The sequence below is a fragment of the Clostridia bacterium genome, assembly GCA_016887505.1.
In the GTDB taxonomy this organism is placed as follows: domain Bacteria; phylum Bacillota; class TC1; order TC1; family UBA5767; genus UBA5767.
Genome location: CP069393.1, coordinates 2,511,050 through 2,526,796, shown reverse-complemented (window position 1 = coordinate 2,526,796; position 15,747 = coordinate 2,511,050). Strand labels below are relative to the sequence as shown.

At 34.7% G+C, this 15,747-nt stretch carries 17 protein-coding genes; all 17 read right to left on the bottom strand.

Annotated elements, in window-relative coordinates:
• Positions 1-5 precede the first annotated feature (5 nt).
• Positions 6-935 carry a hypothetical protein gene (locus tag JR334_11935; GenBank protein ID QRN85639.1) on the bottom strand — a complete coding sequence of 310 codons (930 nt, stop codon included), beginning with the start codon at positions 933-935 and terminating at the stop codon, positions 6-8.
• On the bottom strand, positions 928-2,271 hold the full coding sequence (locus tag JR334_11930) for a type II/IV secretion system ATPase subunit (protein ID QRN85638.1): 1,344 nt from the start codon (positions 2,269-2,271) through the stop codon (positions 928-930). Before JR334_11930 ends, JR334_11935 begins: the two co-directional genes overlap by 8 nt.
• Positions 2,272-3,099 (bottom strand): AAA family ATPase, encoded by an 828-nt coding sequence (locus JR334_11925; protein QRN85637.1) that lies wholly within the window; start codon positions 3,097-3,099, stop codon positions 2,272-2,274.
• Positions 3,080-3,931 carry a Flp pilus assembly protein CpaB gene (cpaB, locus tag JR334_11920; protein ID QRN85636.1) on the bottom strand — a complete coding sequence of 284 codons (852 nt, stop codon included), beginning with the start codon at positions 3,929-3,931 and terminating at the stop codon, positions 3,080-3,082. Before cpaB ends, JR334_11925 begins: the two co-directional genes overlap by 20 nt.
• A gap of 27 nt (positions 3,932-3,958) precedes the next feature.
• A complete protein-coding gene (locus tag JR334_11915) occupies positions 3,959-4,384 on the bottom strand; it encodes a prepilin peptidase (GenBank protein QRN85635.1) in 426 nt (141 codons plus the stop codon).
• A gap of 1 nt (position 4,385) precedes the next feature.
• Complete coding sequence (locus tag JR334_11910) at positions 4,386-5,042, bottom strand: DUF3848 domain-containing protein (protein QRN85634.1); 657 nt, start codon at positions 5,040-5,042, stop codon at positions 4,386-4,388.
• A 5-nt stretch (positions 5,043-5,047) separates the two neighbouring features.
• Positions 5,048-5,371, bottom strand: a complete 324-nt coding sequence (locus tag JR334_11905) for a hypothetical protein (GenBank protein ID QRN85633.1) — start codon at positions 5,369-5,371, stop codon at positions 5,048-5,050.
• An 11-nt stretch (positions 5,372-5,382) separates the two neighbouring features.
• Positions 5,383-5,592, bottom strand: coding sequence for a mercury transporter (locus JR334_11900; GenBank protein ID QRN85632.1), 210 nt, complete (start codon positions 5,590-5,592; stop codon positions 5,383-5,385).
• 15 nt (positions 5,593-5,607) lie between these two features.
• Positions 5,608-6,447, bottom strand: a complete 840-nt coding sequence (locus JR334_11895; protein ID QRN85631.1) for a hypothetical protein — start codon at positions 6,445-6,447, stop codon at positions 5,608-5,610.
• Between the two features lie 80 nt (positions 6,448-6,527).
• A complete protein-coding gene (locus JR334_11890; protein ID QRN85630.1) occupies positions 6,528-6,767 on the bottom strand; it encodes a hypothetical protein in 240 nt (79 codons plus the stop codon).
• Between the two features lie 58 nt (positions 6,768-6,825).
• Complete coding sequence (locus tag JR334_11885; GenBank protein QRN85629.1) at positions 6,826-7,152, bottom strand: hypothetical protein; 327 nt, start codon at positions 7,150-7,152, stop codon at positions 6,826-6,828.
• A 10-nt stretch (positions 7,153-7,162) separates the two neighbouring features.
• Positions 7,163-9,235, bottom strand: a complete 2,073-nt coding sequence (locus JR334_11880) for a type IV secretory system conjugative DNA transfer family protein (GenBank protein QRN85628.1) — start codon at positions 9,233-9,235, stop codon at positions 7,163-7,165.
• A 13-nt stretch (positions 9,236-9,248) separates the two neighbouring features.
• Positions 9,249-9,698 carry a hypothetical protein gene (locus JR334_11875; GenBank protein ID QRN85627.1) on the bottom strand — a complete coding sequence of 150 codons (450 nt, stop codon included), beginning with the start codon at positions 9,696-9,698 and terminating at the stop codon, positions 9,249-9,251.
• Positions 9,699-9,717: 19 nt separating this feature from the next.
• Positions 9,718-10,674 (bottom strand): relaxase/mobilization nuclease domain-containing protein, encoded by a 957-nt coding sequence (locus tag JR334_11870; protein ID QRN85626.1) that lies wholly within the window; start codon positions 10,672-10,674, stop codon positions 9,718-9,720.
• 5 nt (positions 10,675-10,679) lie between these two features.
• Positions 10,680-11,036, bottom strand: a complete 357-nt coding sequence (locus JR334_11865) for a hypothetical protein (protein ID QRN85625.1) — start codon at positions 11,034-11,036, stop codon at positions 10,680-10,682.
• 6 nt (positions 11,037-11,042) lie between these two features.
• On the bottom strand, positions 11,043-11,369 hold the full coding sequence (locus JR334_11860; GenBank protein QRN85624.1) for a MobC family plasmid mobilization relaxosome protein: 327 nt from the start codon (positions 11,367-11,369) through the stop codon (positions 11,043-11,045).
• Between the two features lie 222 nt (positions 11,370-11,591).
• Positions 11,592-15,653, bottom strand: a complete 4,062-nt coding sequence (locus JR334_11855) for a hypothetical protein (GenBank protein ID QRN85623.1) — start codon at positions 15,651-15,653, stop codon at positions 11,592-11,594.
• Between the last annotated feature and the right edge of the window lie 94 nt (positions 15,654-15,747).

The following is a 15,747-nucleotide window of genomic DNA, read 5'->3' as shown; positions in this document are numbered from 1 at the left end:
CCTTTCTACCTCTTGTATTCCACAGGCTTAGATAATTTAACGACGGCTGCCAATGAGACAAATATGACGATACCACAGACTGCCAGTACAAATTTACCAATGCCTGTGAACATCAAGGTATGGTACCAATCTTTGTTGAGCATATACATGAGTGGTATGTTACCGATTAATAATATGGCCATGGTCACAAATTCTTTAATGGGTTCATAGAGAAGATAATCAAGTTCTGCTGAGACCATTCTCATATCTGATAATTTAGATACAATCGGTGTCAGGGTACTTTTAAGATTTTTATCTTCCTGGCAATCAATGAGCGCATCCACCCATTCATGAAATACTGAACTTTCTATTTTTGGTTTTAAGCTTTCCAGTGCCATTTTTGTATTGGCATTTATGAGCTTCGTTTGTGTTAAAAAAGCATGAAATACATCCTGGACTGGTGGATTGATATAGTTGACGTTTTCTTCTATTGCCGTGATAATACTCTCACTTCTTAAATAAGATGTTGTAATCATGGATAAAGCTGTTTCTAGTTCACTGTTTAGTCCCTTTTTCCATTTTGTCGCTGTAAACTGAACGTACCAAAAAGGAAGTAGTGAAAAACCAATGGCTAGTACTGGCACAAGGAACATATTATTGAGTGTAACAGCAATAAAAAAACCGATGGTCATAAATACTAAAGATAATATGACGATCAGCATAAATAGATTCTCTTTATTGGTCATTTTTAGTACGTGTTTAGTTTCGTCAATAAGCTTTTTCAATCCTTTTTTCTTTTTCTTACCGGTTAATGCTTTAATTCTTTCATTTAATGCTTGTTCCTTTTTAGCACTCTTTTTTAATATGTCTGTTGCCATGTCAAAGGGGGAAAGTTCAAAGGTAATAAATAGACCACTCATCATGACAATAAATGCGATAAATAGCAAACTACTCATGGTCTCCACCTCCTTTAAACCCTTCTAAAAGGCTACTTGGCATACCATTTTCCAGAAGTCTTTTCTCTAAAGATAATGATATGTCATTGACCTTTTCATATTTTCCAATGATCTTAAGTTTCCCATCTACAATAGCATTGTCTATAACATTGAATTTATACAGTGTCCTGATTGCTCTTGTGCCATCTTCTTTAATTTCACATTCGGTAATTTCCATGATATGTCTTGAGTTGTCTTCTAGCTTTTTTGAAAAAGCAACAATGGGAAAGGCTTCCGTTACCAGATTATAAAGGGTTCTTTCATCCATATCATAGCGCTGTTTACACAGGGTTACCATTCGATAATAGGTGGCAATACAAGAACTGGCATGAATGGTAGTTGTCACCCCATGGCCAGTCCTCGCCGATTCTTGGGCGAAAAAAGCTTCTTCCGACTTCATCTCAGCTACACAGATATAATCTGGGTTCACTGTAAGTCCTGTTTCTAGGAGTTTAACCATGGTAATATTCTGTTTTGGATCATCACTATGTCGTGTTACGGTGTGGATAACATTGTTGATAACTTCACCTTTTTCATTTTTCTTGACTAGATTAAATTCTCTTGTCCCGTTTTCAATGGTATATAGCCTCTTATTATCTGGTAATGTTGAAAGAATCCAACTCATGAGTGTGGTTTTACCGCTAGACGTTGCGCCTGTTATACAAAGGCTTTCACCATATCGGTGTGCCAGTGACAGAAAGTCTAGCATTTCCTCGCTTGCTGTATTCTGTCTGATAAAATCCTCTTTGACCAGTTTCTTTGGATTAACAATACGAATGGAAACCGCAACACCTATTGCTGGATCAATAACACCTTGTCCTAAAACTGTGATTCTAATACGCTCAGATAGATGACCTACAACAATAGGCTGTGATTGGTCAAGAATCATACCGCTTTTATGAAGCAGTCTTCGGATGACATCAATGGCATGGCTTGGTGAATTAAAGGTTTCTTTTATCGGTAAAATTTCGCCATTTGAATAAGTGACCTTAATATCATTCCATCCGTTAATATTTATTTCTTCTATGTCACTACGAAAAATATACTTGGTTAGAAATGAATACTCTGCCATTTCTGAGTATAGGGTTTCTACCAACTCATCTAGGTTCATATCTTCAACCGCTAATGAATAGTCCATCAGATACTTGGTGATGTAGGACTTCATCTGGTCTTTTTGATTTTCGCTGTCATGAGATATTAAAATTGCATATTTCCCTGATATATATTCCTGTACTTCATGAAGGATGTCAGAAAAATCTCGGATATTCTTTGCTGAATCTAAAAACACATCACTCATCTATGCATCACTCCCTTTTTTGCGAAAAGCAATTTTAAGTTTCTTTTCCTTCTTCTTTTCTTTTTTCTCATAATTATCTTCAGCAAAGAACAACATATCCATAAGGTTTTGAAGTTGCTTATTGTATCCCTCGCTCTTTTTATCTGTTAGTGTTTCAAAGAGCCTTGCTTCAAGTACTTGACGCTGAAGTTCCTCACTATAATCCAGTTCATTCTGAATGCCACCAAAGCGATTCCCAACAATATCTTTAGGCATTTCTGGTTTTACATTAGATAGTACCTTAATATGATTTGCCACGTTGTATTTTCGCTCTCCCAATAAAGGTAACGAAGCGTCATAGAAACTAATGGCCTTTAAGTCTGGTGATATTAAACGAATGACTTGATCTGATAATTCAAGTGCACCTCTTGACAATAGATCATGGTTAAACTGACTACTGCAATCCACAATAATGTGATCTGCAAGATGCTTTAACAGAATGAAAAAATCAAGGATTCTCTCTTTCCCGTAATCTGCATAAGTTCGAATATTTTCTCCATGAAGATAGCTTAAAACACTTAAGTTCTTAGTATTAGGGACTGGAATGCACTTTTTCAAAATGCTTTCTTGAGAAATCTGAATCGAGGACAACAATGCTCCGAGTGACTGATCCTTTGTCTCTGTGAATGGAAGCACAGTATGAATAGCCGGTGCAAATGGGTCTGCCATAACTAATATGACACTTTTATTTTTCTTAATCAGTTCATTTGCAATCTTAATACTCAAAGTGGTTTTTCCACTATTGGGATTGCCCCATATAGCAATAATCTTATTGTTCTTCATCATCATCACTTACCTCCACTTCTTCCTCAATTTCTTGATTATTTTCTTGTGTCTCATCTTGATTTATAGCATCCGTTTCATTTTTCTCAGTTTGTTCTTGATCCTCATTTTCAGACAAAATCAACATCTGTTCATCCAAGAACTTACCTGCATTTTCCTTTTCACCACGATACACAAAGACTATGTGAATTTTACCCTTGGCCTCCATTTCAGCAAGAAGTTTTGCCTGCTTATCACTTACCTTTAATGTAACTGTGGCTGGCAATTCTTTGTCTTTTTCTATTGCCTCTTGATCTATTTCATATTCATCTGTGTCAAGACCTGTTCCGGCTGTCACTGCTAGTACTTCTACATATTGAAGCTCCGCAGGACTTACTGTCTCTCTTATATCTCCAAAATCAGAAGCCATGACCTTAACAATATCCCCCGGTTCTAATTTTCCTGACAAGCCAGCAGCAAAGCTTTTAATACTGACAGATATGGCTCGTTCACTGCCATCAAAGTCTGTTAAATACTCATAATTTACAAGGGGGTTACTTGAAATCTTAGAGTTTAAAACATAGTCACCTGCATGAAGTTCTGTTAAGGCATAATTACCAACGATGTTTTCTTCCTGACGTAAAACTGTATCCGGCAAATTATATCCACCAATTTCAACTATTTCTATCATCTTTGATGTTATCAGCTCACCTTTTTGAATATTCTCTGTTATTCTTGCAACCGATACTTTCTCAGATATCGTCTGATTGAATAACGGGGTCAATCCAAAGCAAATAATAAGAGATAGCACGATACTGGCTATCCCTAGAACGGTCCTGTTTCTTAATATTTTTTTCATTGCTTGTATTCCTCCTGATCTTTTCTTTTATTTAATTACAAAATAGGCTATTATACAGCCTGCTCCTAGATATGGTCCAAGTGGTATATTTCTAGTCACCTTTTTATTTCCAATCACGCTATAAGCGAAATGAATGATAATCGCAAGCATTAGCCCCAAAATACTTGCCACATATCCAGCTTGTATGCCTAAATAAAAACCACAAGCGCCCATAAGTTTAATATCACCACCACCTATGCTGTTTTCTTTAAGAAGTGCCATAATAAAATAGGGCATAGGAACAAGGATCAACCCTAATACTGCTGATACGGGTTCCATATCAATCAATCCAATAAGAATAATTAACATAGGTATATGATCCGGTATTGTTCTTGTCTTTAGGTCTATCATGGCAGCATAGATTAGTAGCATGATGAAGGCTAACAATTGAACAATATAAATGTACTCCATCATATCAATCCATTTCATAGCCATCATCCTCGACTGCTTGATTTTCCTCTGTAGTTCTTGCCAAATCCATAAGACTATTGATAACTTCTTTTTCAACAATCCCTAAATCATTCGTTGATACACTTTTCAGTTCAGAAGCTTTGTAAACCTTATCTAAGATGTTTTCAATGGGGATAAGATATTCAAAGCATCTCTCGCTAAAATCAAACTGATCATCATATCGAAAGATACTGTAGATCTGCATTTTTACTGTAATTTCTGTGATCAATTTAGGTATATCATAAGGTGACTTTTTCTTGAATACTTCAATGAATTGTTGATATTCCTTTTCTACTTTTTCATGAAGAATGCTTCTTAAATGCTCATGGTAAAGGCATGTCATATAATCCTTGATAAAGCACTTACCATCCACCTCTTTCGTCAAATAACCGGAATCCACATAGAAATCATACATTCTTTCCAGTGGCTCATCTAAATCTACCATCAATCCAGCAATATGATCTGGAATGTGTTCTTTCAAAAACCATTTTCTAATGGCATAATGGACACTTTCAGCGGTCATATAGTTTTCACCTGACCTTAAATCATAATTTCCATCCGAGATGACTGCCAGCTCCTTATTCATCTTTGATAACACTTTTTCTTTATTTGTTGCTTCCACTTGCGCTACCTCCATTCATCTTGATATTTGTAAGGATAATATTTTTGTGACCGGGCAAAACGAACCATAAAGCCCACCTGATCCACGACTGAAATATTGGTATGGTCTTTTGTCAACATCATGACACTTCCTGCAATTGCCACAAGAATGGCGACAATGCTCACCACCGTATTCTTAAAAATTAGGTAATACATAATGTCAAGAATGCCAACGACTATGGTCACCATAATGGTTTTAAATAACTCTTCTTTACCGAACCCATCAAAAATCTCAACCCTTGTTTTCAATCCCTGGGGAATATACAAGGGATTCTTTTTTCTTTCTTCCATACGCACCTCCATCACATGTAATAACTCATGACTAAATCTTTAATCTGCCATATACTCTCTGCTAAGATATAAAAGATTACTGTATTTTTCATTCTCTTCTTATAGCTGCTACTTTGTTCTTCATCAATTCCTATATGAATAAAGCAGTGAACGACTCTCAAAACTGCTCCTACACGAATTAAAAGGATGAAGGCATCAGCCATTTCTTTTAATAGATCCACTGCCTCACCATCCTTCTATTTCTTAAATACCGCTTTTCCCATTTGATAGATTCGAGCAGTTGAGTAAACTCGGTTCATCATGCCACCGCCACCATTTCCACTTGAGACAATCAAAAATTCCTGCAAGAACTTTGGTGTCCTTAAGGCCAATAGCAGAGCTGCTAGTCCCCAAAACACATGGGCATTGAGCATTAATGAAACACCCAGTTTCGCTAGTACAATCTGCACCAGAACAGCTGTTGTACTTTGAAAGAACTTTTGTATATAGGTTCTAAACACTCCATTGTCTTGATCCATTAAGCCCACACAAGCTAAAGGTAAACCTATTCTAAGAATCAGAATTTCAAGTCCTCTTGTGAGAAACTGGATATACAGCATAAAAAAGCAGATAAAAAAAATGATGGACACAATACCAGTGAAAATCCCTGCGCTTGTAATACCGGTAATAATGGTACTGAAATCCGTTGCCATACCATTAGAGACAGTGGTAATTAGTTCATTGCTTAGGTCTTGAACAATTTCAGCCAACCAACCATATAAGGTTGGAAAACTAATGGCAATGGCAAGGGACTTGAAGAACCCTGTAAGGAGCATAATAGGTTCAACCTCTGCATCGCCTTCTGTCCATAAAATGTATCTCTCAAAGCCTTTCTTTAAAAATTTCAAGACAATAAGAGAAACTCCAAATGAAAAGAAAATATCAAATATGCCACTTATACCACTGGTTCCAAGAAGTGTATCCATATAGTCTTCTGCATGAAGGGCAATAGGAACAAGACCATCTAAGAGTGTATTTACATATGCCAAACAGCCCGTTAATATGGCGCCAATTAATAGCATGATGACGTATTCCATTAATGTGCACCTCCTTCTCTGATAAAGTATTCAGGGGCTGAGAAGCCCCCTGCTACTTTAAATCGTTGATTTCCATACAATTAGCTCACGCTACCACTAAAGTTGAACATGTCTTGGATACGTTGTCTCAAAGTCGGCAAAATCACGTCACCGAAAAGTGCGTACAAACCCGCTAACAGCAATGCTCCGATGACAATCGAGATCAAAATTTTAACCGCCGAATCAACCATTCCTTCACCACTATTTCCCGCAAGAATTGCTCTTCCTTTAACCATTACTTTTACCATTTCCATTTGTGCTTTGTTCATTAACTTTCTCATTTCATTACCTCCGTAAGTTTAATTTTGTTTTTTATTTTTAATCGGGACTTTCCCATGATTAAACGTAGTAACCAATAATCAGATTAAGTGTTGCAGAAGCTAGAACTGCTCCTATAACTGAAACAATTACCGTAACAATACGGTTGTTCCACTTCTTCTGATCAATTTCATCTGCTGCGCTTCTTCTAATAAAGAAATAAATAATCAGTAAAACACCGACAATAGGCGCTAGAACCATCAGCCATGTTGTTACATCTTGAATCAATTTTTCAGTGCCTTTGACAATTTGACTGTCCTTAACCGTATCCGCCATAACTGGAACCGTTGACATCATCATTACGACCAGCGTTCCTAAGATTGTCTTTAAAAAATTCCTTGCTTTCATTTTTAGTGGTTTAAGTTTCACCTTGTTCACCGCCTTTCATATTTCGCATATAAACAAAATTCGATTTTTCTTCTTGGGTGTAATACTCCCAAATATTCCATGTATCAATGGCATTAGAAGCTTTTCTTTGATTTCGTTTTCCTTCTCTTTTTTCACGCACCTTTCTGTTGTGTTCTTTGTCTCCAAGTCCAAAGAGGGTATTAAAAAACCACTCCGATAGATCTGGCAATTGCATCATTGCCGGGTGATTTCTCGAAGTGATTAATGTATATGGTCTATTGATTCGTCTGATCTCGTCCACCGTTAATAAGGCTCGGTGAGTCAGATTAACACTATGGGAACTTGATGGATTAGAATATTTACCATGAGACGAACTTAGAGAATAGGTGGATACAGTATAGTTCCCCAGCTTCTTTGATATTTCATCCAAAGTTCCCAAATCATCTGCCTGAAGATAAAGCCAGGTTTCACAGTTGGATTTAATAGTTCCAGCGACTTCTTTGCCATATTTCTCATCCAGTTGCATAAAGCTTTGAAGGAATAAATTGAATCGAATGCCTCTACCACCACCAACCGTTAGTTTATTGGCGAAGTCGGGAATCTTCACAAAGTTACCGAACTCTTCAAGCATGAAGTTTACTCGTCTTTTTAATCGTCCACCTCTTTCATCTGCATTTTTAACCAGTTGCATATAGCATTGATTAACAAAGAGACTGGCTAAACTATAATACGTTGTCTTTTCATCTGGAAGCACAATAAACAGTACCTGCTTGTTTGTTCCCATTCTCCTTAAGTCAAAGTCACTGGCTTCAGACATGGAATGTATGAGTGGGTTTGTAAACAGCCTTAATGTTGTCAGTGCTGAAGTATAAAATGATCCTCTCGTTTTATTTGGAGCAACTTCACTTATGGCAAGTAAGGCTTTTGCAGGATGATGTGCCGGCATGTTCTTCATGTATTTGATGATAGGCATTGCCCCATCCACCACTTTGCACATCTCACTGATGAAGAAATAAACATTGCTCATGTTCTGATATCTTCTGTCTTTACCATTACGATTGTCATAAACGACTGCCATAATAGCACTGGCAATAATACTGGCTTCACCGTTGGTCCATATTTTTTCATTATGACTGTTCTCCGGTACAAGGGCAGTAGTTAAGTCCCATGTGGCATCCACCGCTTTAGGAATATTATTTTCATCAATGGCATCAATGACCGGCTGTAAGAAGTTATACCGATCACTCTTTAAGGGATTCTTAAAGTCAATACAAATCACCTCATAGCCAAGGGCTTCAAAATAGGGATAGGTGTAAGTGAAGATTTCACCTTTTGGGTCACTAATGACTAAACTTTCAGCTGAAAGCCCTAGTAGTCCAACCGATTGAAGCACCACTGACCTTGTTTTTCCTGATCGTGTTGCACCAATGCAGAGACTATGGGTATCCTCATCAATGTAAAATATCTTTTCTGCATCACCTTCTTGATGAAAACCGACAACAATACCACCTTGGTTTAGCTTGGGTATCGAATATTCCTGCGTATCGGTTTCTGGCAAGTCTTTTTCATTTGACTTTTCATTACTTCTTTCTGGTAACCTTTGAAGGGCTTCTCCTTGGGATAAGCTTTTTTCTTTTGGACAGTTTTCTTCTTCTTCTTCATCCCGCTTGGTCCTTTCCATTAATATTTTTAATTCGTTTTTTCTAAGCTTTATAGATTTAAAGCCTTTGTTCTTTTCTTCTTCTGTGAGCCATCTAGCTGAACCAAATTGCATTTGTCCTGCTCTAACCGGCGTTGCTATATCATGGGTAATTGCTTCTAAATCTGATTGATAAGGTTTCATATTTGCCAGATAGAAGTAAATGGAGCACAGAAGGATAAAGCCTTGTAAATAGAAAAATAGCGACAAATGTTGACCACTTGCCGCCATACTTTCAAAACATGATTTTATTGGAATAAAGGTGAGCACCTTCATTTTTCCTGACAATAAAAAATGTAGGTTGGTGGAAAAATATATATTCATCCATAAACCTACAAGAAATATTAGAGCTGATATCATCAGCTTCAGTTGTTTATACTTCATCTTTCACATCACCTCACAGTTCTATCCCGTCATCAGCAACCATTTCAAGATCTTCTAGCTTCTCATGGCGTAGAATCTCTGGCACAAGCAATTCAATTTTTTCAAGAATCGAACCGATGGCTTTTTCATCCTTATAATTCAAATTGCCATTAAGCCCCACATAGTTCACTAGGCTTGAATGGATTAATTTTAAATCTGTTTCACCAAACATCCGATCAGCATTAATGAGTCCTGATCGTTTAGCAAAATCTTCTTTTGCAGCTTCAAGACTTGTAAAATAATGCCCCAATGTAACGGAGTTACCATCATAGGTATATCGCCAAGTCACAAACTCGAAGCCTTCCTGCATTTTACCCATAGCTAGAACATGTCCATCATGTTCTAAAATTTTACGATAGCCCTCTATTAATCCATCTGCTTTCAATGGTTTTAGTTGATTATAGAGTTCTATTAATTTTGTCATTCAATCGTCCACCTTTCTTTTACATACTGTTTTCATTTTCTTTGTCCCAGTTGAGCCCTTTGCCTTTCTTTGATTCTTCAATTTTTTCTTTTAATGCTTCTCCTTCCAGTATTGATAATGGATAATTCTTACCGGTATCTAATGGATCATCCATTTTGACAAGTTGTACTGCCGATAAAAGCATTTCCATTTTACTTTGAGAAAGCTTAGCATCCATCCTTTGACTGTTTAATTCAAAAGCTTTTAACAGTGCTTCCTTGGTAAAATGCTCTGGTGGATAGAGTTTTCTGTTTCTGCATTTTTTGCCCTCCCCATTTGTAAAAGTAATATATTTTCTAGTATCACTCCAATCCACTTGATAGCCTAATGCCTTCATATTGGCTATGAACTCTTCTTTGCTTCTAGCAATCCATTTCATTTTTTTCACTGCTAAAAAGAGTTCATATTTCCAACTATGACCTTTTTCTTTAGAACGGTATTCACCCCGATTCACATGACTGCCTGATTTACCCTGGGTAATAATCAATCCGTATTTTTTGCAAATTTCATCAGAATAATCTTTCATCATTTGAAGCTGCTCTGCACTTTGTTTCCACTTATGTCCTGTCTTTTTATTAACAGTGTTTACAATAAAATGGGTGTGAAGATGATCTCTATCTGTATGGACTGCATAAGCAACTTGAAAACCTTTAAAGGTTTCCATTTGAACCAGCTCATCCGCAATTTGTTTGACGATTTCCGGTGTCACCTTATCATAAGGAGCAAAGCTCTGAGTGAAATGAATGTATTGTCTACCCTTTAATTTACTGTATTCCGACTTCGTCATGAAAAACTCGTTATAAGCCGTATTTACTTCACAATTGTGACCACCTTTAAGATTTTCATCTGTTTTCGCGGGATTAATAATATATTTTAAGACTCTGTTAAGCGCTGATAAGGTGTTGTTTTTCCCGTTAATAAATTCAATAACAGCCATAATCACTACATCTCATCTAATTCATGATCTAGTTCATTGGCTAAATCCTTTAAATCCTCAAGCATCTTCTGACTGAATTCAGATTTAACACCTACAGCCTCATATAGATCAGATAGTGCGCCAATTATCTTTTCAGGATTCTCTTCAAAAAGTTTTGATTGCCTGATGTCTTGTGATATTAGAAAATCTTGACCTTCAGCATATTGTCCCTTAATTACAACATCCACTGCATAAGAACCCTCAGTAATGCCTATGGTTGTATACTTTCCATCTGCCGGTAATTGATTAAAATAATTGGCTGCTTCCTGGAGATTGTCTTTCCACTCACAACCATTTCCATAACGATAAATATGATATTTCATTTGTCATCACCTCTTCCCTTTCACTAATTTGCATAACTCATCCCACAGACCGGTGAATGCTTCTCTGGTCTTCGTTAGATTAACCTCCTTGATTTTTCCTTGATGGGCTAATACGGTTAACTGGTTTAAGTTGTTGCCGATTTTGGATAATTGATGATTCATTTCTTTAATGTCATCAAAAAAAATAATCTCCTTGTCCAGTGCGGATAGGGAGACGTATCTGCTTATGCTAAGATTTGCTTTTTTCGCTTTACCTACAATCTTTTGATATTCTTTTTCTGTAACTCTTATATTGATTCGCCTTGTTTTATTCAAAACATCACCTCTTCCCATTAAAATCCAATAAAAAAACTCAAAGTATAATTAAATACCTTGAGCTTCGATTTCGTACAATTGCATTTATTCTAATTTCAGAATTAACAGTAACTTATAGCACTTCTAAACTTTATTTTATCGCGGTGTGTTCCAATAAAAGTACTAAATCTCTTCGTCTAATTTATGATTTATTGGTAAACTTAAAATTTCATCAGATTATAACAAGATTACTCCCACTAATTATTGAACAATCAAACCAGATCTTCTCATGTAGGAATTTAATTCCTCTAAGTTACGATTGAATATTTTACTTATCAAGTAATCCTCTCTTTTAACAATATTAGTACCCAATTTGGGTATTGGTAATACCGCTCTAAAACCATCCACCCACACTAAACTAAAACGCCTCCTTATATTCCCATCAACAAATAATTTGTAATCGTATCTATAGGCTGATTTATCTGGATGACATGTAGCCCAATCTTCTTGAAATGCTTCTCTTTCATCATAATCATTCCAACTTATCTTAATATTCTGATTCAAATTAGATATTGCTTCGTTTTGGGACTCATCAACATCCCACTCACCACGAATAGCTTCAATAATATTATCCTCTTTCTCATAGACAAAATTCGAACTACTAATCAATAAGTCACTAAATTTAATTAAATGCTCTAGATAATGTATTCCTTCGTTCATTTCTCCAATTATAAAAAATACACGTATCATATTATACAATCCATGTGTCCCACCTTGATTAATGATGTACTGAACTATTGCTTCTCTTGTTTCTTCTTTTTCATAAAGAACAGCGGTAGGAAAATGACAATATTGCACAAACTCATTACCAAAGTATGATGGATAATTCATTTTGCTAAAAGTATCATATAACTTAGGCAGCTTTCTATCTAAGCTGTATTCTATTTCTACTAAATCACGCCAAAATTGAATAGATTCATAGGGAGCATCATTAACCCTACAAGCATAAAACTCTTCTATATTCTCAATGTTAATACAATCCATATCATACTCAAATACTTCTCCATCACTATAGGGAGAATAAGCAGATACATTATATAGATATCGTTGCAAAAATTCACTCTCAATATTACTTTTTTCTATAACCCATTTAAGATATTCCATTGAACCGGCATTGTCTGTGGTCTTATTTATCGTTTCTAAAATGTTATATAATCGATGACATTTCTTCTCCATTGTACCGGAATCATACCAAAAACTTTGATGAGCTAGATACAAACACTCTGGTAACGCTCTACTCACTAATTGCTCTGCTCTGTAATTTGGACGTACCATACTATTGTCTATACCATAAATCAACAATTCATATTTCTTATCAATATCCACATTATCATACATAACTGCTAATTGAAATATGGATTCGCTCTGACTATCATATTCATCTATATTGTCTCTTAAAGTATCTTTTAGAATCTTATCTAATAAGCCTTTACTTGCAACTTTTTCAAATAGGCTCTTATTAAATTTATATATTGTAAATAACACTGTTTGTATATATATAACACTCTCGTAATTCAAGAGTTCTCTCAGAAATTTTTTCACCTGCAAAGAATCAAATCTAATCTTTGATATAAAAATCCCTAACATATTAGAATGATAATACCTTAACCATCCATTATAGATAAAGTTATATGGCTTAATTGCTTCCAACCACTCAATTAATATTTTACTCGTATCATGATAGTTATTATAAGCGATTCTAGCAATCTCAACCCCTAACTCGAATTCGCTTAATTCGTATCTAAAGTCATCTTTTTGTATAATTGCTAAAAGTATATGTAGTTCAATGTGTCTTGACCATGCTGGGTAATTCCTTTGATTCGCCTCGTTAAATGCTTCCTTCAGTTTGTCACGATATTTAACTTCTTCACTTAGGAAAGTGTATATTGCTAATGTATTAGTGTAATACTTTTCATCCTTATCCTCAATTCTACTGATAAATTTTTCTCTAAATTCAATAGCTTCCTCTGTTTTTTCAAACAAGATATTAATATATTGATGTTCTACTAAGTTATACGACAATGCTTCCAACATGAATATATCCATAGTCTCAATTAACTCAGACAAATATTTCAACTCAAATTCCAAAGCCGTTCTAATAAAGGAATGTTCTAGTTTATAATCGTTTGCAACAAAATCCATATGTTTTACATTATTATCATTTAACTTAGATTCACTGAATAACTTCTTATAAATATCATCTATCTTTTCATTTTTAATATTATATAGATAATAACAAAGTCTTCCAATATTTTTATGATTTACTTTGACCGTTTCTAATGAAAACTTTTGTTTTGCAAAAAAGCTTATATCTACTCCGTTAGTTCGATGATATACCTCTACAAAATCAGGAAAATTATCTTTAGTTATAGAATCACCAATATTCAAATTATCATTGCTTACTAAAAATTCTAATTCTTGTTCCTTATATGTGGATAATAAATATATAAAAGAATCAGAACGAGAATACTGTGGCTCTAAATACAAATACGATCTATTTCGTCCAATCAAATCATCCTTGTATTCATTTGAGACATAATATGAACCCAAATAACTTTCTAAGAGCCTTAACGCTAAACACTTATAGATGTTTCTATTCGTTTCTGCTCTTCCAAGACTTGTTCTTAAGAAAATATTTACCATAAAATCACGATTAGAAAAAAGTTTTAAGTCTCTTAATATTTGGGGTCTATCATAATACTCTTTTTCTATTTTTTGATACAAAAAAAATTCTTGGAATCTCTTATGTCTAAATGACATCTTCGTTTTTGCACCTTCATAATAACTTGCTTCAAAAAATAAATCTGCCAAAGCCTCAACAATTATATTAGTATCTCTAGCTGATTTCACTCCAAAGTTTTGCTTAATTATTTCTTGAACTTCATCTAATGAAACAGAATATGATAAGTTCTTTTGCATTTGAAAAGCTATTTCTTGGCATATTTCACATATTTTTTCTTGCTTAGGTTGCAACAAAGAAAGTTCCATAAGTTTTGAATAAGTTCTTATCCAATAAAATATAGCCAATTCAATAATTTCTATTTTGCTAGTTGTAAAATCTACATTTTCTATATTTTCCCACAAGATATTAACTGAGAATATATCATCTATTTCTCTTATCAGTTTCCCATTTTCTAGATTATTCAATTTTTCCCTTTTTATATCATTACTCTTTGAATCAAAGTACTTTTCTATATCTTTAAAATTTAGTTTTTCGAAAATATATTCGTTCCATGAAAATTCTTGTCGAAAATACGAAAGATTACTTGAGTCTGATCTTGATGAAATTACTATCCCCTTTACCTCATTTTGCTTTGATAGCTGCTTAATTGATTGGAGTATCTTACTAGCATCATAAAACGGCACTTCATCTAAACCATCAAATAGATAAAAATACTTATTTGTTTCATTTCTATACGATAAATCATAATCAGTCAATCTTGCTCTAATCAGATTTTCAATATTACCATTTATACACTCTCTTAATCTTATAAATACTGGAATGCAAACACATTCATCCTTCTTAGTTTTTTCAAAATAGAATGTATTAAATTTATCAGAAAAGTCCTTGTACACTTTCTTCATTGCCACTGATTTTCCAGTTCCCGCTGCACCTAATATTAATCCAAATTTAGCATTAGTCAACTTTAATATTAAGTCTTCCACAGACCCTCCATTTGCAAACCTTAAATTTAAAAATTCATTTGATTGCAAGAAGGTATTATCATCAATTGTAATAGTATCTTTTATGAACTCCCATTCTCTTGAAGCTGAAAAATACATTTTATATAAATCTAGATTACTGGATTCTTTAACCATGTCTAGTATATTATCAGCTTGTAACCATTTGATCTCTATGTTATTATTTTTAGCAATACGCGCTATATCTATTCTTGGCGTATCAGACTCTGAAAGTATCTCCTCATCAGTGCAAACATGGCTTAATTCAGCATTTGTGTAAATATAAATAACATCTAGTTTTCCTTTAAAATACTTAACTGCTTTTATTAATGACTTTCTAATCTGACGATATTTCGTGTCATTACTTTCACCTATAAAGAATTTACACTGTGCCCCATACCATTTCTTTTCATCTTTATCCTCAACAGGCTGAAACTCTAATCCCGCCTCATTTATGTTATAACCGTATTCATATGCGGTCTTTTTTCTATCCCGAAGAAAGAGAACTCTACACATGTCTTCAAAAGCCTTAGTTCTATCTTTATTCTTCTTATTAAAATCATGCCAATCTGCTCTAATCAAGATATAATCTCCACCTTTCAAATTACTTACACACTAATTTCTTTAATTTTAGGGTTTGGGACACAGTCCCAAGTATTTATAGGGTATGGGAAGC